This is a genomic window from Streptomyces sp. NPDC005266, assembly GCF_040607655.1.
Classification (GTDB): Bacteria; Actinomycetota; Actinomycetes; order Streptomycetales; family Streptomycetaceae; genus Streptomyces.
Genome location: NZ_JBEXHC010000010.1, coordinates 202,555 through 222,967, shown reverse-complemented (window position 1 = coordinate 222,967; position 20,413 = coordinate 202,555). Strand labels below are relative to the sequence as shown.

Genomic DNA, 20,413 nt, shown 5'->3' with positions numbered 1-20,413 from the left:
GCCAGCGACAACGGCAGCCGTGCCGGACGCGGCACCACCGCCCGCAGCGGAGACCGCGCCACCGCCGACGCGTCCAACACGGCCGCGAGCTCGGCAACCGTCGGCGCCTCGAAGACCCGGCGCACCGCCAGCTCGACGTCCAGCACCGAGCGGACCCGGCTGACCAGCTTCGTCGCCAGAAGCGAATGCCCACCGAGATCGAAAAAGTCGTCATCGATGGTCACCGACTCCAGGCCGAGGACCTCGGCGAACAGACCGCACAGGATCTCCTCGCGCGGCGAGCGCGGAGCGCGGCCCCTGGCGGTGTCGGGCCCGTAGTCGGGCGCGGGCAGCGCACGCCGGTCCAGCTTGCCGTTCGCGGTCAGCGGGAAGGCGTCCAGGGTGACGAACGCGGACGGCACCATGTAGGCGGGCAGCTGCGCCGCCACGTACTCACGCAGATCGGCGCCGCGCATCACGCCACCGTCCACCGTCACCAGGACGACGTAGGCGACAAGGCGCTTGTCACCGGGCCGATCCTCGCGGACGAGGACAGCGGCCTGCCCCACCTCCTCATGCCCGGCCAGCACTGCCTCGATCTCGCCCAGCTCGATCCGGAAACCGCGCAGCTTGACCTGGTCATCGGCCCGCGACAGATACTCCAGCTCACCATCGGCGGACCACCGCACCAAGTCACCCGTGCGATACATCCGCCCACCCGCCGAACCGCCGAACGGATCGGCCACAAAGCGCCCAGCCGTCAGACCCGCCCGCTCGTGATAACCCCGGACCACACCCTTACCCGCGATGTACAGCTCGCCCGGCACACCGACCGGCACCGGCCGCAGCCCCGCATCCAGCACATACACCCGGGTGTTGGCGATCGGCCGCCCAATACGCGGACCACTCGCCCCTTCCGGGGTGACCGGCCACGCCGTCGACCAGATCGTGGTCTCCGTCGGGCCGTACAGATTCGTCACCGACTCGGCCCGGCCGGCCAGCGCCACCGCCAGATCGGCAGGCAGAGCCTCACCACCCACCAGCACCCGCACACCACCCAGCACCGAAACATCCCCGGCCAGCACCGAAACATCCTCCGCCAGCACCCGCACACCACCCAGCACCGAAGCGTCCTCGGCCAGCACCGAAGCATCCCCGGCCAGCACCGAAGCATCCTCGGCCAGCACCGAAGCATCCTCCGCCAGCACCGCCCGCCACAGACTCGGCGTCGCCTGCATCACGGAGACCCGCTCACCCGACACCAGCGCACACAGCGCCGCCGGATCCCGCACCACCTCCCGCGCAGCCACCACCACCGCCGCACCACTGAGCAACGGTAGGAACAGCTCCAGCCCCGCGATGTCAAACCCCACAGTGGTGACCGCCAGCAAACGATCGTCGCCCGTGAGCTGGAACCGGTCCACCATCGCCACCAGGAAGTTCACCAACGACGCCTGCGGCACCACCACACCCTTCGGCCGCCCCGTCGACCCCGATGTGTAAATCACATACGCGGCAGCCGACAGCACAGGCCCGGTAAGCCGCCCCTCCACCGGCACCCGGGACAGCTCCTGCACGACCTCCGGCGCGTCCAGCAGCAGGCGCGGGACATCCGCCTCCGGCAATACGGCCGCCAGCTCACCCGTGGTCAGCACCAGTAAGGGGGCGGCGTCCTGCAGCATGTACGCGAGCCGTTCGGCCGGGTACTCCGTGTCCAGCGGAAGATACGCCGCACCCGCCTTCCACACCGCAAGCAACGCCACCACCAGATCCACCGACCTCGGCAACGCCACCGCCACAAAGCACTCAGGCCCCACCCCACACTCGACCAACAGCCCCGCCAGACGCCCGGCCCGAGCGTCCAGCTCCGCGTACGACAGCGACGAACCACCCGCAACGACCGCCACCGCATCCGGAGCCGCCGCAACACGCTCCTGGAAGAGCTCCACCACCGACCGGCCCGGCACCTCACACGCCGTGTCATTCCAGTCGGCCAGGACCGACCGGGCCTCGGCCTCGTCCAGCAGGTCGATCCGGCCGACAGGCAGCTCGGGGTCGGCGACGAGGGCGTGCAGGACTCGTACGAAGCGGTCCAGGATCCGCTGGGCGGTGGGCTCGTCGAAGACATCGGGCCGGTAGTTGAGCCTGAACAGCATGGTGTCGCGCGCGGAGCCGACCAGCATCAGCGGGTAGTGGGTGGCTTCGCGGTCCTTGCCGGGGACGAGGCGGACGGCGGCGCCGATGCCCTCGCCCGCGGTGGCGGAGCGGTCGACGGGATAGTTCTGGAACACCATGGAGGTGTCGAAGAGCTCGCCGTGCCCCACGGCGCGCTGGATCTCGGCGAGTTCGAGGTGCTGGTGTGACGTGAGCCGGGTCTGCTCGGTTTGCACGCGCGTGAGGAGTTCGGCGAACGGTTCGGCGGCGCGCAGCCGTATCCGGGTGGGCAGGGTGTTGATGAACAGGCCCACCATCCGTTCCACGCCGTCGATCTGCGGCGGCCGCCCGGAGACGGTGGTGCCGAAAACGATGTCGTCGCGTCCGGTGTGCCGGCCGAGGACGATCGCCCAGGCCGTCTGCACGACGGTGTTGAGGGTGAGGCCGCGGCCCCGGGCGATCTCGGCGAGGGCGGCGGTGTCGGACCGGGAGAAGGAGGCGAGGACCTCGGCGGAGGCGACCGTGGTACGGGAGACGCCGGGGGCCATCGGGCTGGGTTCGGCGAGGTCGGCGAACGCCTCTCGCCAGGCGGTGCGGGCCGCGTCGCGGTCCTGTGCCGCCAGCCACGCGACGTAGTCACGGTAGGGGCGTACGCGGGGCATGGCGCTGTCGTCGCCGCGGCTGTCGTACAACGCGCACAGCTCGCCCATGAGGACGGGCAGCGACCAGCCGTCCAGCACCAGGTGGTGGTTGGTGAGCACCAGGCGGTGGAGCGAGGCGTCAAGCCGGACGAGCGTGAAGCGCAGCAGCGGTGGCCGGGTCACGTCGAACCGTGTGCTCCGTTCGGCGGCCATGGCCTCGGCCACGGCCGCGGCCCGCTCGTCCTCGGGCAGCGCGGTCAGGTCGTTCTCGGTCCAGGGCAGCGGTACCTCGCGCATCACCACTTGCGCCCAGTCGCCGTTCTTGCGTTGGCGGAAGGCGGCGCGCAGGTTGGCGTGGCGGGCCAGGAGGGCTTCGGCTGCGGTGCGCAGAAGGGCCGTGTCGAGCGGGCCCTCGATGTCGAAGGACGCCTGGACGACGTAGGGGTCGAGTTCGCCCTCGTCGTAGACGCTGTGGAAGAGCAGGCCCTCCTGGAGCGGGGCCAGCGGCAGGATGTCCTCGATCTTCCGCGGGGTGCGACTCACTTTCGGGCCTCTTCTTCGTCTTCAGTAGCGTGTACGTCGTCGGATGCGGCCGACTCGTCGTCGGCCGGGGTGTCGTCGAAAAGGTCGCCGAGTTCGTCCTCCAACGCCTCGATCTCGTCCTGTGTGATCGAGGGCAGGGAGACGTCGGAGGGGGTGAGCCCGCCGGCGTGGGGGTTCTCGGCGTGGGCCACGAGGGCTTCGAGCGCCCGGAACCACAGGTCGGCCAGTTCGCGGACCTCGGCCTCGTCGAGGATGTCGCCGGCCCAGGTCCAGTGCGCGACGAGATGCGAGCCCTGGGGGCCGTCGTGCGTACGGGCGTTGAGCTCCAGGGCGTGTGCGAGCGGCAGGTGCGGCGGGTCGCCGGCGACGCCGTCGATGCCGATGAGGGGGGTCCAGTCGGCGTTCTGGCCGGCGGCGGCGGTGGAGAAGCGCCCCAGGTAGTTGAAGGCGACCTGGGGATCCGGCAGCTGGGCGAACCCTTCGGCCGTGGCGGGATTGAGGTGACGGACGAGGCCGTAGCCCATGCCCTTGTCGGGCACGGCCCTCAGCTGTTCCTTGATCCGCTTGAGGGCGTCGCCCGCGCTCTGCCCGCCCGCGAACGCCTCGGTGAGGTCGGCGGCGCCTGTGCCCAGGCGCACGGGATACAGGTTGGTGAACCAGCCGACCGTGCGGGAGAGGTCAGCGCCCCGGACCAGGTGCTCCTCGCGGCCGTGGCCCTCCAGGTCGAGCAGCAGTCCGGGGGTCCCGCGCCAGTGCTCCCACGCCAGGGTGAGCGCGGCCAGCAGCACGTCGTTGACCTCGGCATTGAACGCGGCGGGCACGCGTGTCAGCACGGCTTCGGTGACGCTCACCGGCATGGTGCGGCTGATCCGTCCAGCGGTCGCGGTCGTGTCCCGGGCCGGGTCCAGCGCCCGCCGTCCGAGCCCGCGATCCTCGCTCCGCAGCGTCTCCTGCCACCAGGCCGCGTCGGCGACCCAGCCCGGTTTGGCCGCTTCCTCGGTCAGTCGCTGGGCCCAACGACGCAGTGAGGTGCCCACGGGCTGGAGTTCGGGGCGGCGGCCGGCGGCTACAGCCTCGTGGGCCTCGGCGAGGTCCGGTACCAGGATCCGCCAGGACACCCCGTCGATGACCAAGTGGTGGACGAGGAGGAGCAGCAGGCCCGGCGTGTCCGCGCCACGGTCGAACCACACGGCCTGCACGAGCGTGCCCTGCTCCAGGTCGAGCCGGTCCCTGGCGTCCTCGCCCTCGGCCCGTACCAGGGCGCCGAGTGCGCCTTCCTCCAGGTCCGGTCCGGTGGCCGCCACGCGGCGTACGAGGGGCGCGGCGTCGACCGTGCCCGGTTCCCGTATCTCCAGTCGGCGTTCGGGGCCGGCGGTGAGCCGGGCCCGCAGGGCATCGTGGTGGTCGAGGAGCGTCTGCAGGGCCTGGGTGAGTGTGTCGGTGCGGAGCGCGGCGGGGGCCTGGAGGACGACGGACATGTTGAACCCGTCCAGGTCCTCGCCGCGCCGCAGCAGCCAGTGCGCGATCGGGGTGAGGGGTACGTCACCGATGCCGGCGCCCGGCTCCTCGGCGGCCACTCCCTCCGCCTCCGTGACGACATCGGCGAGCGCGGCCACCGTGCGGTGCTCGAAAATGTCGCGGACCGAGAGTTCGAGCCCGGCCCGCCGGGCCCGGCCGACCAGCTGGATCGACATGATGCTGTCGCCGCCGAGGTCGAAGAAGCCGTCGTCGATGCCGACCCCGTCCAGCCCCAGGACATCGGCGAACAGCCCGCACAGCGTCTTCTCCCGCTCGGTACGCGGGCCCCGCCGGTCCGCCTCGGCCGTCCCGCCGTACACGGGCGCGGGCAGCGCGCGCCGGTCGAGCTTCCCGTTGGCGGTGAGGGGCAGTTCGGCCAGGACCGTCACGGCCGACGGGACCATGTAGTGCGGCAGGTGCTGTTCGAGGTGGGTGCGCAGGGCGGGAACGAGGTCGGTGTCGTGGTGAGGGCCTTCCGGTACGACGTAGGCGACCAGCCGGGTCAGCCCGGGGGTGTCCTCGCGGGTGACGACGACCGCCGTGTCGACGGCCGGGTGGTCGGCGAGCACGGCCTCGACCTCGCCCGGTTCGACGCGGAAGCCGCCGATCTTCACCTGGTCGTCGGCGCGGCCCAGGAACTCCAGCTGCCCGAAGCGGTTCCAGCGCACGATGTCCCCGGTCCGGTACATGCGGGAGCCGGGTGCGCCGAACGGGGTGGCGACGAAGCGCTCCGCGGTGCGGCCGGGCCGGTTCAGATAGCCGCGGGCCAGCTGGGCGCCGCCGATGTAGAGCTCCCCGCGCACCCCGGGCGGCACCTGCCGCAGGTCCGCGTCGAGCACATACAACTGGGCGTTCCACAGCGGCTGGCCGATGGAGGCGGACGCCGGCCACTCATCGGTGTCTTCGGGGAGCGTGGTGGACGTCGCCGCGTGGGTCTCGGCCGGGCCGTAGATGTTGTGTGCCATGTGGCGCCAGTCGCCCGCGCAGAACTCGCGCAGCTCGTCGCTGAGCCTGAACTGCTCGCCGCCCTGGAAGATGTCGGTGAGCGAGCCCAGCGGTTCGCCGAGTTCCGAGGCGGCGGCGAGCACCGCGTCGATCACCAGTGTGGGGGCGAACAGCTCGTTGACACCGTGGCGGGCGATCCAGCGGGCCAGTTCGTACGCGTCGCGCCGGACGGGTTCTTCGGGCAGGACGAGCGTCTTGCCCGCCACCAGCGCCTGGAGGATCTCCTGTACCGCGAAGTCGAAGGCGACGGCGAGGAACTGGGCGGTGCGGGTGCCGACGCCACCGCTGTAGGTGCCGGTGTGCCAGGCGAGCAGGTTCATCAGCGACGCCATCGGCATCACCACGCCCTTGGGGGTCCCGGTGGACCCCGAGGTGTAGACGACGTACGCCGGGTGGCGCGGGTCGAGCGGGCGGACGCGGTCGTCGTCCGTGAGGTCGTGGGCCGGGGCGTCGGCGAGCGCCCGTACGGTCGCGGGGTCGTCCAGAACGAGAGGGCGGGCCGGGCCGGTGCCCAGGAGGGGGCGGGTGGCCGCGTCGGTGATCAGGGCGCGGGGCGCACAGTCGTCGAGGACGGCGCGCAGCCGCTGCTCGGGGGTCGAGGTGTCGAGGGTGAGATAGGCGGCTCCCGTCTTGAGGACGGCGACCAGGGCGACGATCATCTCCGCCGACCGGGGCAGGGCGATCGCCACGATGTCCTCGCCCCCGACTCCCTGGGCCGCCAGGAGCCGGGCCAGCCGGTTGGCCCGGGCGTTGAGCTCCTCGTAGGACAGGGTGGTGTCCTCGGCGATCAGCGCGGTCGCCCGGGGCACCTCGGCGGTCTGCCGCTCGAACAGTACGGGCACGGTCTGCGGCGGCACCTGGTGCGTGGTGCCGTTCCAGTCGTGCAGGATCTGCCGGGATTCGGCGGGCGTCAGCACATCGAGCCGCCCGATGGGGCGGTCCGGGGCGGCCACGGCGCCTTCGAGGACCCGCAGCAGTCGCCCGGCGAAGCCGGTGGCGGTGTCGTGGTCGAAGAGGTCGGCGTTGTACTCGACGGCCGCGTGCATGCCGGTCGCCTCGCCCGTGGGCCCGTAGCTCTCGTCGAAGAAGAACGCGAGGTCGAACTTGGCACGCCCGGTCTCCGGGGCCCGTACGTCCACGGTCAGGCCCGGCAGGCTCAGCACCTCCAGGGCGTCCTGGTTGTTGTCGAAGCCCAGCAGCACCTGGAACAGGGGGTGGCGGGCGAGCGAGCGGACGGGGCTCAGCACCTCGACAAGCCGCTCGAAGGGCACGTCTTGATGGGCGTACGCGCCGAGGTTGGTCTCGCGGACCCGGGCGATGAGTTCGGTGAAGGTGGGGTTGCCGGAGGTGTCGGTGCGCAGCACCAACGTGTTGACGAAGAATCCGACCAGGTCCTCCACGGCCGCGTCGGTGCGCCCCGCGACGGGGCTGCCGATCGGCACGTCCGTACCGGCCCCGAGCCGGGTCAGCAGGGTCGCCAGGGCGGCCTGCACCACCATGAACAGGCTCGACCGGGTGTCGCGCGCCAGGCCCGCGAGGCCCGCGTGAAGCTCCGCGGGGACCTCGAAGGTGACCCGCCCGCCCTGGTGGGACTGGCGCGGCGGCCGCGGCCGGTCGGCGGGCAGCTCCAGTTCCGCCGGAAGGCCGGCGAGCGCCTGCTTCCAGTGGACGAGCTGACGCGAGACCTCGCTGTCGGGGTCGTCCTCGGCACCGAGCACCTCGCGCTGCCACAGGGTGTAGTCGGCGTACTGCACCAGCAGAGGCTGCCGGCGCGGGGCGTCGCCCGTGGTGACGCGGGCCGTGTACGCGGCGGACAGATCGCGGGCCAGCGGCCCGAGCGACCAGCCGTCGCCCGCGATGTGGTGGACCACCAGGACGAGGGAGCACTCTCCCGCATGCGTGGTGAACAGCCATCCCCGGACCGGGAGTTCAGACGTGAGGTCGAACGAATGGGAGGCCGCGGCCCGCACCCTCTCGTCCAGCTCCTCGGGGGCGACCGTCTCCTCGATCAGCTCCGGCCGCGCCTGCGCGGCGGGCAGGATGACCTGCCGCGCGCCGGCCCCTCCCTCCGTTTCCTCCGCGAACAGCGTGCGCAGGCTCTCGTGGCGCGCGACGACGTCCGCCAGGGCCAGGCGCAGCGCGGTGCGGTCCAGGGTGCCGGCGAGCCGCAGGGTGACCGGGATGTTGTAGGTGGCGCTGGGGCCCTCCAGGTTGTGCAGGAACCACAGCCGCTGCTGCGCGTACGACAGAGGGATGCGAGGCGGGCGCTCGGCCGGAGTCACGGGACGCCGGGCGCCGGACGCCTCGTCGAGCGCAGCGGACAGGCCCGCGACGGTCGGGTTCTCGAAGAGCCGGCGGATGGAGATCTCCACGCCGAGCACCGAGCGTACGCGGCTGAGCAACCGCACGGCGGACAGGGAGTGGCCGCCGCGGGCGAAGAAGTCGTCATCGATGCCCACGGAGGGCACGCCCAGCATCTCCGCGAAGAGGGTGCACAGGATCTGTTCCCGGGGACTGCGCGGCGCACGGGACAGCTCGGTCCGCCGGTCCGGCCCGGCAGCCCCGTCCGACCGCTCGGCGGGGGTCTCGACCAGCCGCAGTTCCCCGTCGTGGGACCAGCGGGCCGGCCGGCCGGTGGGGTACAGCGCGCTGTCGGTGCTGTCGGTGACGTGCGCGTCGGCCGGAGGCGGGTCCTGGTGCGCCACGTACAGCTGTCCGGGGACGCCGGGAGCCACCGGGCGCAGTGCATCGTCCAGCACATAGGCCCGAGTGGCACCCACCGTGTCGGGCAGGTCCACTCGCGACAGCACGGCGGCCACGCCCGGGCGCCCGGTGTCGCTCCACTCCTCGAGGACGGCCACCCGCTCGGCCGCGTCGAGGATCTCGGCCTCGGAGACCCGCCGGTGCGGTTCCCCGGCCATGGCGGCCAGCAGCCGCAGAAAGCGCTCCCGGAGGGAGCGGGCCGTGCGCGGCTCGAACAGATCGGCGCTGAACTCCAGGTCGGCGGCGATACCCGCGGGCCTGCCTCCGGCGTCGAACCGCTCGACGAGCTCGAAGTTGAGGTCGAACTTGGTGTCCTCGATCGGCAGCCGCTCCAGCTCCGCGTCGAGCCGCGGCAATCGGGCCACCTCGGCCACCGTGGCCCGGGGGTCGGTGTGGTGGAGCGACAGCGACACCTGGAACAGGGGGTGCCGGGCCAGCGAACGCTCTGGGTTGACCACCTCCACCAGCCGCTCGAACGGCAGATCCTGATGCGCGTACGCCGCCAGGCTCCGCTCCCGGACCCGCTCGATCAACTCCCTGAACGTCGGGTCGCCCGAGGTGTCCGTGCGCAGCACCAGCGTATTGGCGAAGAACCCGACCAGTTCCTCGACCGCCGTGTCGGTACGGCCGGCGACCGGTGTGCCGATCGGGATGTCGGCGCCCGCGCCGAGCCGGGTCAGCAGCGCCGCGAGGCCCGCCTGCAACACCATGAACAGACTGGAGCGGGTCTCGCGTGCCAACGCGTACAGCGCCTGATGAAGTTCGGCCGGGATCCGGAAGGACTCCTGCCCGCCGCGCTGCGTCAGCTCGTCGGTGCGCGCGCGGTCGGTGGGCAGCGCGAGCTCGTCCGGGATGCCCGCCAGCGCGGTGGTCCAGTAGGCGAGCTGACGGGAGATCTCACTGCCCGGATCGTCCTCCCGTCCCAGGACCGCCCGCTGCCAGAGACTGTAGTCGGCGTACTGCACCGGCAGCGGCTGCCACCGCGGGGCGTCGCCCGTGGTGACGCGCGCCGTGTATGCCGTCGCCACATCACGCGCCAGCGGCCGCATCGACCAGCCGTCGCCCGCGATGTGATGCAGGAGCAGCAGCAGGATGTGCTTGTCCGTGCCGAGTTCGAACAGCGTGGCTCGCAGCGGTGGTTCGTGGGACAGATCGAAGACGTGCCGGGCCTCGGCGGCGAGGTCGGCCGCCAGCCGGGCCTCGTCCACCGTCCGTACGGCGAGATCGACCACCGCGTGGCGCGGTTCCAGGACGACCTGCGTGAAGCCCTCTTCGTCCTCGGCGAAGACGGTGCGCAGGCTTTCATGGCGTGCGACCACATCGCCCAGGGCCAGGCGCAGCGCATCCCGGTCCAGCGGGCCGGTCAGCCGCAGCGCGCCGGGCGCGTTGTAGGCGGTGCTTCCGTCACCCAGCAGGTCCAGGAAGCGCAGGCGCGCCTGCGCGTACGAGACAGGGATGCGGGCCGGGCGGGGGGCCGGGGTCAGGGCGGGCCGAGTGGTGGCGGTGCCGAGGGCCATCCGGTCGACGGTGGAGGAGACACCGGCGACGGTGGGGGTCTCGAAGAGCTGCCGGATGGGCAGTTCCGCATCCAGCACACTACGGATCCGGCTCACCAGCCGGGTGGCCAGGAGCGAATGCCCGCCAAGGCGGAAGAAGTCGTCATCGATCGTGACCGACTCCACGCCCAGCACCTCGGCGAACAGACCACACAGGATCTCCCCACGCGGCGAGCGCGGAGCGCGGCCCGTGGCGGTGTCGGGCCCGTAGTCGGGCGCGGGCAGGGCACGCCGGTCCAGCTTCCCGTTCGGCGTCAGCGGAAGCGCGTCCAGGGTGACGAACGCCGAGGGCACCATGTAATCCGGCAAAAGGCCGGCCGCATGCTCCCGCAGAGCCGCTTCGGAAACCTTGTTGTGATCCGCCACCACATAGGCGACCAGACGCTGATCCCCGGGCCGGTCCTCGCGCACGATCACCGCGGTCTGTGCCACGTCAGGGTGACCGCTGATTACGGCCTGGATCTCTCCCAGCTCGATGCGGAAACCACGCACCTTGACCTGGTCATCGACCCGGCCCACATACACCAGCTGCCCATCGGCGTTCCAGCGCGCCAGATCCCCGGTGCGATACATCCGCGCCCCCGCCGGACCAAACGGGTCAGCGGTAAACCGCTCCGCCGTCAGATCCGGACGGTCCCAATAACCCCGCGCCAGGACCACGCCGGCCACATACAACTCACCAGCCACCCCCGGCGGCACCAGCCGCAACGAGGCATCCAGCACATACGCCCGGGTGTTCCAGAACGGCCGCCCGATCGGCACCGGGCCCGCCCCCACCTCAGCACCAGGCTCGAGCCGGTAGTCGGTGCAGTTGACCGTCGCCTCCGTCGGACCATACGCGTTCACGACCGTCACGCCCGGATGCGCAGCCCGCCAGGAGGACAGGGCCTCCCCCACCAGCGCCTCACCACCGGTGATCAACGTCCCCGACGGCGACACACCCTCCGGCAGCGCCTCCAACAAACCCAGGTGCGAGGGAGTGACCTTCATGAACGACGGCTGTCCGGCAGACGCAGCGTGCTCATCGAGTTCGCCGAGGACCACCCGGCCACCACTGACCAGCGGGGTGTACAGCGCGGTCACCGTCAGGTCGAACGCCACAGAGGAGTGCAGCAGCGCCGTGCCCGAGGCATCCGGATACACCTCCCGCGCCCGCTCCAGATACGCCCCCACCGATCCGTGCTCAACCACGACACCCTTGGGACGACCCGTCGAACCCGACGTGTAGATCACATAGGCCGGAAGCGACAGCTCCCGCACTCCCTCAACCGGCGCATCCGAGTACTCCTGCGCCTCAGCCAGCACCGACGGGTCATCCACGACCAGCACCGGCCGCGCGTCACCCAGGATGTGTGCTCTCCGCTCCGCCGGATACTCCGGATCAACCGGAACATAGGCACCGCCCGCCTTGAGCACACCCAGCAGGACCACCACCAACTCCACTGACCGGGGCAACACCACCCCCACAAAACGCTCAGGCCCAACCCCCTGCCCGATCAGCCACCGAGCCACCCGGTTCGACCAGGCGTCCAACTCCCCATACGTCAGCCGGGCATCGCCACCCACCACGGCAACCGCATCCGGCGTCCGGCGCGCCTGCTCCCCGAACAGCACCGGCAACGACACACCCCGCACACCCCGAGACACACCATTCCACTCGACAAGCACCCGCTCCCGCTCCACCGCCTCAAGCAACTCCACCTCACCGATGGGGCTGTCAGGCTGCCCCGCCACCCACTCCAGCACCCGCACCAGCCGTTCCTGGTGGGCGGCCAGTTCCCGCTCGTCGTAGAGGTCCGGGTCGGCGTCGAACTCCACGCGGATGCCCGTGCCGGAGGCTGCCGTGCCATAGAAGTTGATCTTCAGGTCGTTGACGGGCCCGGTGGACAAGGGGTGGCCGACGGCCGGGCTGTCGCCGAAGAAGAGCTCATGGGCGAAGGTCACCACGTTGAGTGTCGGGCCGAGGCGTGCCTGGCGGCCGCCCGAGAGCCCGAGTCCCCTGACGAGTTCCTCGCCCCGGAACCGCTGGTGCCTGATGACGTCGGCCAGCGAGCGGGACACCGATGCGACCAGCTCCGTGTACGTGGTCCGCGGGGTGGCGGTCACACGGATGGGCAGGACGTTGACCATCGCGCTCGGCGTGGTCAGGGAAACGCGGCGGGTGCGGCCTGCCAGGGGCAGCGAGAAGGTGAGGTCCGTCCGGCCGGTCATACGGTGGTAGAGGACGGCTGTGGCGGCGGTGGCGAGGGCCGGCCACTGTGCTTGGAGCCGGTCGCCCAGCGCGGTGAGCCGATCGGCCAGGGCGGACGGCAGGGTGAGGATGCGACGCATGCTGCTGTGGGTGCTGCCGGCGGAACGTCCCGCGAGCGCCACCGGGTCGGGCAGGTCGTCGAACAGGTCGAGCCAGTAATCCCGGTCCTGGGCATGGCGGCGTGAGCCCGGATAGGCGGCCTCCTCCGCGATGACCCGGTCGAGGGTGGCGAAGTTGGTCGCGGGCGGCTCGGCACCGGTGAGCAGGGCGGTGTAGAGGGCCGCGACCCGGGTGGCGTACACCGACTGGCCGAACGCGTCGAGGACGGCGTGGTGGTAACGGTGGAAGTAGAAGGACCGGTCGTCGGCGAGGAGCAGCAGGGTCTGATCGCTCAGGGGACCGTGGGCGAGGTCAAAGGGCTTGACCATCTCCTCGCTCATCCACTGGTGCGCCGCGGCTTCCGGGTCCGCGGTGTCGCGCAGGTCGCGCACGCACAGGGGGTTCGGCTCGGCGGCCACGACGATCTGTCGCACCCGGGCCTCCCCGGCCGCGGCGCCCTCGGAGTCCTCGGCGTCCTCGGCGTCCTCGGCGAAGTACGACCGCAGCGCCTCGGTCTCCTCGACGGCCCGCCGTACCGCCTCTTCGAGGACGCCGGTGTCGACGGGGCCGTCGATCTCCAGGTAGGCGCCGCAGTTGTACAGGGGACTGTCCGGCTGCAGTTGCTGGGCGACCCAGATGCCCAATTGGGCGGCGGTTACGGGTCGACGGAGCGTACGGGCGGCGTCGGACATGACGGAGCGGTCCTCTCGGTTCTGCGGAGTGGCGGACTGCCGTGGCGGGGTACGGAGGCGTGATGCGGTGGCGGTGCGCGGTGCGGGGTTGCTCGTCAGGCGTACTGGGCCAGTTCTTTGACCAGGGCCTCGCTGAGTGCGTCGATGGTCGGGTTGTCCCACAGGAGCGTCGGGTCGAGGGAGATGTCGAGGTGGTCCTCGAGCTCTCCGGCGACGGACAGGACGTACAGCGAGTCGAGTCCGTAGTCGGAGAGCCGCACGCTGGTGTCGATGGCGTCAGCGGGCCGCTGCAGGTGGGAGGCGATGCAGTTGGTCAGCCATTCCCGCAGGCTGTCGAGGGTGTGCGGCTCGACGTGGAGATCGGACATGGGTGTCTCCTCTGGAAAGGTGGTCGGGTGTCCGGGTGCGGCGGCTAGGGACGGTCGGGGAGGGGGCGTTCGGCCAGGTCGAACGAGCGGCCGGTGTCGTAGCGGCGGTTGAGCTCCGCATACAGACGCTCCTGGGCGGGGCCCGACGGCTGCGGTGTCCGTCGCGCACGCGTGGTGAGGGCGCGGCCGGGCGCCGCGGCGAGCAGTTCTGGGTCGCACAGGGCGGTGACGGCCGGTGCCGTGGCGAGGTCCGCGATGGTGATGCCGGTGAGGGGAACGGCGGCGTCGACGGGTGCCGGCGGTCGGCCCGGACGGCCATCGGGGGCGAAGAGTGCGCGCTGCATCTCGTTCAGCAGCAGGTGGAAGGTCGCGTGTTCGCCCTCCCTGATGTAGAAGCGCGACCCCATGGCCATCGAGAGGCGGTCCATCGCGCCCTGGAGCACGCGGGGTACCAGGGCCCGGACCACTCGCTCGTGGGCGCCCGGCCGGGCGGGCACGGCGTCGGTGCCCCGGGCCGCGAGTGTGGTCAGCGCGTCGCACAGCAGCAGGTCGGCGTAGGCCCCCGCGAGCACCGCGCGCAGCTGAGGGATGTCGATGGCCGTCGCGCCGTACAGGCGCCGCGCCCGCAGGTGGCGCAGCGTCATGCGCAGGCCGGAGTCCAGTGCGCCGACCGCCGCCCCGGCCGTCACGGCGCCGCTCCCCCGCTCGGCCTCTTGGCCTGGCCGGGTGAGCATGGGCGATCTGCGGTACACCGCGCGGAGGGCGTGCAGCACCGTCTCGGGTTCGGCACCGTGGTCTTCGGTGCCGACGGCGTCGAACGGCTCACCGTCCAGCGGCTGTCCGGCTTCCCGTGCGGCGAGGATCGCCCGGAAGCCGTACGGGTTCGCGATGTCGTACGGGTCGCCGAGGCGCTCCTCCAGGGCGGAGGCGTGGGCGGCGGGGCCGGAGATGGTGGTGTTCACGAGGCGGTCCCCTCCTGGCGAAAAGTGGGCTCCATGTGGTCGAGGAGCGAGCGGAAGGGGGCGGACAGGTGGGAGAGGACCGCGTCGGCGAGGTCGTCGAGGACGACGCGGTCGGCGTCGTCGACGGGCTCGTCGAGGTCGGTGAGCGCCCTGAGAAGACAGCCGAGCAGCCAGGTCTCCGGGATGGGGCTCTCGGCGCGGGCGGCGGCGCGCAGCCACAGGTGGAGCGCCGAGGCGGCCGCGAAGCACAGCTCGTACCGCTCGGCGAGCTCGAAGGCGTGGCCGGGCACTGCACGGGGGGAGAACCGGATCGCCGCCATGTCCTCGTGGAGCCGGTCGGCCACGCCGAGGACGCGCCCGGCCAGGGCGGCGAGCGCCGCGGAGGCGTGGCCGCGGACGGCCAGGGCGCGCAGCTCGGCGACCGCCGCCGGCAGGCCGGCGACGACGGAGCAGCCGCCACTGGAGACCAGGCCGAGCGCACGGGGCCGGAACGGACGCAGGGGGGCGTGCGGGCTGGTGGCCTCGGCGAGGCCCGCCGCGTCCCACCGGCCCTTTGCGTAACCGCGGGCGATGCGGGGGAACTGCTCGATGAGGGCGTTGCGGTTGACCAGGCTGCTGCCGTCGAAGATGCCGATGATGCGGTGGTCGCGTTCCATCTTGGCGAATCCGCTGTGCGGGTCGCCCGGGCCGAGCAGTCCGTACGGGCCGAGGAGATGCAGCAGGCGCGCGATGAGGTCGTCGACCTCGGTGGGCACATATGCCTTGGCGACGGCGGAGACGACGCTCATCTCGCCGGTGAGCGCGTGCAGGGAGCGCGCCGCCACCAGGCCGGTCGCGTCGGCGAGCAGCAGACCCGCGGCGGCCTCGCCCAGCTCCCGCCGCACGTACGGGTTCTCCGCGAGCGGTCCGCCGTCGGCCTCTTGGGCCGCGAACTGGGCGGCCAGGGCCAGCGCGTGGTCTCCCGCGCCCAGCGACATCGCGGCGCAGCCGGTCCGGGTGAGGTGAAGCGCCTTCACGATGATCTCGACGCCTTCGCCGGGCCGCCCGATGAGCGCTTCCTCGGGCAGCGGCGCGTCGTGGAACGCGATGCCGCTGATATCCGCGCCCCGGATGCCGTACGTGGGCACTTTGGGCAGGTGGGTGAAGTGCTCCAGGGCGAGCAGGGCCTTGTCCACGAGGAAGAGGCTGAAGCCGCGCGGTCCGCCTTCGTCGTCGGTGCGGGCGAGGACGGTGACCAGACCGGCCCGGGTGGCGCTGTTGATCAGCCACTTCTCGCCGGACAGCAGCCAGCCGCCGCCCGGGGCGGGCCTGGCGACCACCTCACCGGCCAGCAAATCACTGCCGTGGTGGCGTTCGGTCAGGGCGCAGGAGACGACCGCCCCCGCTGATATCCGCCGTCCCAGCAGCCGGGCGGCCTCCGCGTCGCCCGCGATCCACGTGGCGACGGCCCCGAGATAGGTCTTGCCGTGCGAGGCGGCCACGGTCAGGTCGATCCGGGACACGGCCCGCAGCAGCCGCATGACGACGTCGAAGTCGGCCGGCGCGCCGCCGTGTTGGGCCGGCACGTAGAAGCGCCGCAGCCCGAACGCGTCAAGTGCCTGGCATGCCTCGACGGGATACGCCTCCGCTCGGTCGAGCGCGGCGAGAGCCTCGGGTGAGAAGGGCAGTCCGGGTCCGGTGAGCTCGTCGAGCAGCCGGGTGAGCCGCTCCACGGCCCCGGCGGCGGGGTCATGGGTCCGGGTCGTCGGGGAGGCGGTGGTCATACGGAGGCCTCCTGGGGCTCGGGTAAGGGGCTCAGCAGGCTTGGCTCGTAGACGGCGTAGGTGGGCCGCAGCGCGCCGGTGCGGAACAGTTCGCGCATGGCCGACCGCTGGATCTTGCCGCTGGTGGTGCGGCGTACCCCGCCGGGGCGCAGCAGCAGGACCGCGCCGACGGGGGCGCCGAATTCGCGGGCGACGGTGAGCCGCATATCGGCGGCGAGTTCGCGCAGCCGCTCCTCGTCCCTGATGCCGCGCACCTCGTGGGTGACCACGAGCACGTCGTCGCCCTGGGGGCCCTCACCCGGTACGGCGAAGCAGGCGCCGACGAGGTTGCCCAGCTCGGGCCACTGCGTGCGCAGTTCGTGCTCGATGTCCTGCGGGTAGAGGTTGCGGCCGCGCAGGTTGAGGACGTCCTTGATGCGGCCGGTGATGTGCAGCTCGCCCCGGTCCAGGACCCCGAGGTCTCCGGTGCGCAGATAGCCGGTGTCACCGTCGTCGGTCGTGGCGCGGAACTCGGCCTCGTTGGTGGCCTCGCGGTTCCAGTAGCCCTGGCCGACGATGTCGCCGCGTACCCAGATCTCGCCGACGCCTCCTTCGGGCAGGACGCGCAGGGTGTCCGGGTCGACGATGCGCACCTCGGCGCCGAGCGGCGGGCCGCAGCCCACGACGGCGCGGGAGGGCTCGTCGGGGGCCGCGGGCCGGAATTCGTGGCGTTCCAGAAGCTCGGCGGAGACATGGCGCACCCGGGGCGGGGTGTCGACGGCCCCGGAGATGAACAAGGTCGCCTCGGCCATGCCGTAGCAGGGGGTCAGGGCCTCGGCGCGCAGGCCGTTGCCGGAGAAGCGGGCGTGGAATCGTTCGAGTACGGCGGCCCGTACGGGTTCGGAACCGTCCAGCGCGTGCCGCCAGCGGGACAGTTCCAGGCCCTCGCTCTGTGCGTCGGTGACCCGGCGGCTGCACAGGTCGTATGCGAAGTCCGGCGCCGCGGACGCCTCGATGCCGAAGCGGTCGATCATGTGGAGCCACAGGTGGGGGCGTTTGAGGAAGGTGCCGGGGCTCATCAGGACGGTCGTCGAGCCGAGCAGCAGCGGCGGGAGTATCGAGCCCATCAGCCCCATGTCGTGGAAGTGGGGGATCCATCCGCCGATGGGGGTGGTGTCGTCCAGTTCCAGGGCGGCGGCGAGGTTGGCGCTGTTGTGCAGCACATTGCCATGGCTGATCATGACGCCTTTGGGATCGCCGGTGGAGCCGGAGGTGTACTGGAGCACGGCGAGCGTGTCGTGTCCGGCGGGCGGCATCGTCCAGCCGTGGGGGCCGGGTCCGGCGTCGTCGTCGGTGACCAGGAGGGGGAGCGTGTCGAGGCCCTCCTCGGCGGTCCACGCCTCGAGGCCTGCGCGGGTGGCGGTGTCGGTGAGGATCGCCGCGGCGCCCGCGTCGTCCGCGATGCGCCTGACCCGGTAGCGCTCGTGCCGGTACCGGCCGGGCAGGGAGGAGGGGACCGCGACGACGCCGGCGTACAGGCAGCCCAGGAAGGCGGTGAGGAAGGCGAGCCCGGCGGGGTAGAGCAGGACGGCGCGGCCGCCCGGCGGTACATGGGCGCGGAGCCGTACGGCGACGCTCCTGGCCTGCTCGTCGAGTTCCGCATAGCTGAGCCGGCGCGCTCCGTCGGTGTGCAACGGGTCCGTGACGAATACGGCCGCTGCCTTTTCCGGGCGGTTTTCCGCATGCTCCCGGAGCACTGCGCCAACGCTGGGGGCGGTGACGATTCCCGCCATATCCGATGCCCTGCCCTTCGTGTCCGCGAACTGATTTTCCGTGCGCCTTGTCGGCACTGTCGTGCATTTCTACCGAGACCACCGGCACGGAGGAAAGGCGCTGACAACAAATTGCACCGCGCATCCCGCCCTCCATGGACGAATCGGCCCAAACCCCCATAGGGCATGGGGTGGGCGGGCCAGTACCGGCCAGGAAAGGTCCCGTCGGGATCATTTCCGCGCGATAGAGTCGAAGCGCGTCCGTGTGGACGACACAGCTATGACACATCCGCGCCCAGTCATCGCATAGCCGGCATGGCGGCGGATTCTTGCATGCTGCCTTTATTCATTACTGCTCCAGGAATTGGGCGCACCGTGCCGTGCGCAAGCGGGCGCACGACTCCCGGAGGAATTCCATGCCCCGTACCACGTCGTTACCCGATGGCGGCGCCTTCGCCCCCGCCTGGCACGGCAGCAGCCGCCCGGCGCAGCTGCTGATCCTCACCCAGCGGTCGGTCAAGGCCCATCTCAGGCACCGCCGGACCCTGGTTCTCGCTCTGCTGCAGCCGGTCTTCATGCTGCTCCTGCTCAGCCAGGTCTTCGGCAGCATCGTCGACCTCGGGCATCTGCCCGACGGTGTCTCCTACCTGGACTATCTGCTGCCCGCACTGCTGGTGACCACGGGCATCGGCCCCGCGATCGCCTCGGGCATCGGCCTGGTCCGGGACATGGACAACGGGGTGGTGGCGCGGCTGCGCACCCTGCCCATCCACGCATCGCTGCTGCTGTTCGCCCGCAGCTTTGCCGACCTGCTGCGGACCACCGCGCAGCTGGCGATTCTGCTCGTGGTGGCCGTGGTGTTCATGGACGCCGACCCGGCGGGCGGCGCCATGGGACTGCTGGCCGCGCTGCTACTGACGTGTGTGGTGGTGTGGGCGCTGACGTGGATCTTCCTGGCACTGGCGGCCTGGCTGCGCAGCGCGGAGGCGATGCAGAGCGCGGCATATCTGGTGACGTTCCCGCTGATGTTCGCCTCCAGTGCGTTCGTCCCCGTGGGCCGCATGCCTGGCTGGCTGCAGGTCATGGCGACCCTCAACCCGCTGTCGTACGCGATGGACGCGGCGCGCGCCCTCTGCCTCGACCAGCCGCTGGGTGCCCAGGTGTGGTCCGCTCTGGCCGCGAGCGCCCTCGTCGCTCTGCTCGGGTCGAGCGCGGCGGTGTGGGCGTTCCGCCGACCCCCGGTCTGACGTCGCCCCCTCTTCCCACACCCCCCACCCTTCCCGAGACGAAACGGAGATCCCCATGCCTGAGCCGCGACCGGAGTCCCTGCGGCGGCTGGACGCCGCCCCCGAGCCCGGCACCGACGCCGCGACCTGGGTCACCGAACAACGCGAGGAGATACGGGCCCTGGTGGCACGGCACGGTGCCGTGCTGGTGCGCGGGCTGCACCTGGACGGCCCCGGCCACGCCGTCTCCGTGGTCCGCCGGATCATCGGCGAGGGCATGGCCGAGCGCGAGGGGTTCGCTCCCCGCGACGAGTACGGGCCGGGACTGTACTCGTCCTCCCACTGGCCGGCCGACCAGCCCATGTGCATGCATCACGAGCTCAGTTACGCGGCCGAGACGCCCCGGCTGATGGTCTTCGCCTGCGTCACCCCCCCGTCCGGTGGCGGCGTCACGGCCGTCGCCGACGCCCGTGCCGTGCTGCGTGACCTGCCGGCCGGGCTCGTGGAGCGCTTCGAGCGCCACGGCTGGCTGCTGACCCGCCACTACAACCCGTTCGTCGGGATCGGCTGGGAGGACGCCTTCGGGGTCAAGGACCCCGCCGAGGTGGAGCGTTACTGCGCCGACCACGGCATCGAGGCGCGCTGGGACGCCGACGGCGGCCTGCGCACCCGGCAGATCCGCCCGGCCGTCATATCGGATCCCGAGTCGGGCGAACGGTGCTGGTTCAACCAGATCGCGTTCCTCAACGAGTGGACGATGGCCCCCGAGGTACGCGAATTCCTCACCGCGGAGTTCGGCCCCGACGGGCTGCCCTTCAACACCTTCTACGGCGACGGCTCGCCCCTGGACCGCGCCACCGTCGACCTCGTCAACGAGGTCTATGAGAAGCACACGGTGCGCGAGCCCTGGCAGCGGGGTGACCTCATGGTCGTGGACAACGTCCGCATGGCGCACAGCCGCGAGCCCTACCGGGGCGCCCGGGAGATCGTCGTCGGCCTGGGCGAGCCGTTCCGCCTCTAAGCGGTTACGGCGAAGTCAAGTGCTGACCCTTCTCGGCGTCCAAGCCCTCGGCCAGACCGAACGGCGAGGGATCAGCGGCGAACTTCACCGCATCCGCTGAGTCTCCAGTCAGAAGGGGGGG

8 protein-coding genes are annotated in these 20,413 nt (G+C 71.6%); 2 read left to right on the top strand and 6 right to left on the bottom strand.

Going from position 1 to position 20,413, the window contains the following annotated elements; genetic code table 11:
* The 6 genes from ABZU99_RS20465 to ABZU99_RS20440 all read right to left on the bottom strand — a co-directional run.
* On the bottom strand, positions 1–3,317 hold a 3,317-nt coding region (locus tag ABZU99_RS20465; protein ID WP_356227922.1), incomplete at its 3' end, for a condensation domain-containing protein.
* The gene (locus tag ABZU99_RS20460) at positions 3,314–13,201 is read right to left on the bottom strand and encodes an amino acid adenylation domain-containing protein (RefSeq protein WP_356227920.1); all 9,888 of its coding nucleotides are present in this window, start codon (positions 13,199–13,201) and stop codon (positions 3,314–3,316) included. The genes ABZU99_RS20465 and ABZU99_RS20460, both read right to left, overlap by 4 nt.
* A gap of 95 nt (positions 13,202–13,296) precedes the next feature.
* The gene (locus ABZU99_RS20455) at positions 13,297–13,569 is read right to left on the bottom strand and encodes an acyl carrier protein (protein WP_356046201.1); all 273 of its coding nucleotides are present in this window, start codon (positions 13,567–13,569) and stop codon (positions 13,297–13,299) included.
* Between the two features lie 44 nt (positions 13,570–13,613).
* Entirely contained in the window at positions 13,614–14,531 is a 918-nt protein-coding gene (locus ABZU99_RS20450; protein ID WP_356046199.1) for a hypothetical protein, read from the bottom strand.
* Entirely contained in the window at positions 14,528–16,294 is a 1,767-nt protein-coding gene (locus ABZU99_RS20445; RefSeq protein ID WP_356046197.1) for an acyl-CoA dehydrogenase, read from the bottom strand. Before ABZU99_RS20445 ends, ABZU99_RS20450 begins: the two co-directional genes overlap by 4 nt.
* Positions 16,291–18,066 carry a fatty acyl-AMP ligase gene (locus ABZU99_RS20440; protein WP_356046195.1) on the bottom strand — a complete coding sequence of 592 codons (1,776 nt, stop codon included), beginning with the start codon at positions 18,064–18,066 and terminating at the stop codon, positions 16,291–16,293. Before ABZU99_RS20440 ends, ABZU99_RS20445 begins: the two co-directional genes overlap by 4 nt.
* Positions 18,067–18,461: 395 nt before the next feature.
* Between ABZU99_RS20440 and ABZU99_RS20435 the strand changes: the two genes are divergently transcribed.
* Both ABZU99_RS20435 and ABZU99_RS20430 read left to right on the top strand, forming a co-directional pair.
* Positions 18,462–19,292 carry an ABC transporter permease gene (locus ABZU99_RS20435; protein WP_356046193.1) on the top strand — a complete coding sequence of 277 codons (831 nt, stop codon included), beginning with the start codon at positions 18,462–18,464 and terminating at the stop codon, positions 19,290–19,292.
* A gap of 55 nt (positions 19,293–19,347) precedes the next feature.
* The gene (locus ABZU99_RS20430) at positions 19,348–20,292 is read left to right on the top strand and encodes a TauD/TfdA family dioxygenase (RefSeq protein WP_356046191.1); all 945 of its coding nucleotides are present in this window, start codon (positions 19,348–19,350) and stop codon (positions 20,290–20,292) included.
* The last annotated feature ends 121 nt before the right edge of the window (positions 20,293–20,413 follow it).

Bases quoted from the DNA above. Each gene is read 5' to 3' on its own strand.
- ABZU99_RS20460 (WP_356227920.1), bottom strand. From the start codon at position 13,201: ATGTCCGACGCCGCCCGTACGCTCCGTCGACCCGTAACCGCCGCCCAA.
- ABZU99_RS20455 (WP_356046201.1), bottom strand. From the start codon at position 13,569: ATGTCCGATCTCCACGTCGAGCCGCACACCCTCGACAGCCTGCGGGAA.
- ABZU99_RS20445 (WP_356046197.1), bottom strand. From the start codon at position 16,294: ATGACCACCGCCTCCCCGACGACCCGGACCCATGACCCCGCCGCCGGG.
- ABZU99_RS20440 (WP_356046195.1), bottom strand. From the start codon at position 18,066: ATGGCGGGAATCGTCACCGCCCCCAGCGTTGGCGCAGTGCTCCGGGAG.
- ABZU99_RS20435 (WP_356046193.1), top strand. From the start codon at position 18,462: ATGCCCCGTACCACGTCGTTACCCGATGGCGGCGCCTTCGCCCCCGCC.
- ABZU99_RS20430 (WP_356046191.1), top strand. From the start codon at position 19,348: ATGCCTGAGCCGCGACCGGAGTCCCTGCGGCGGCTGGACGCCGCCCCC.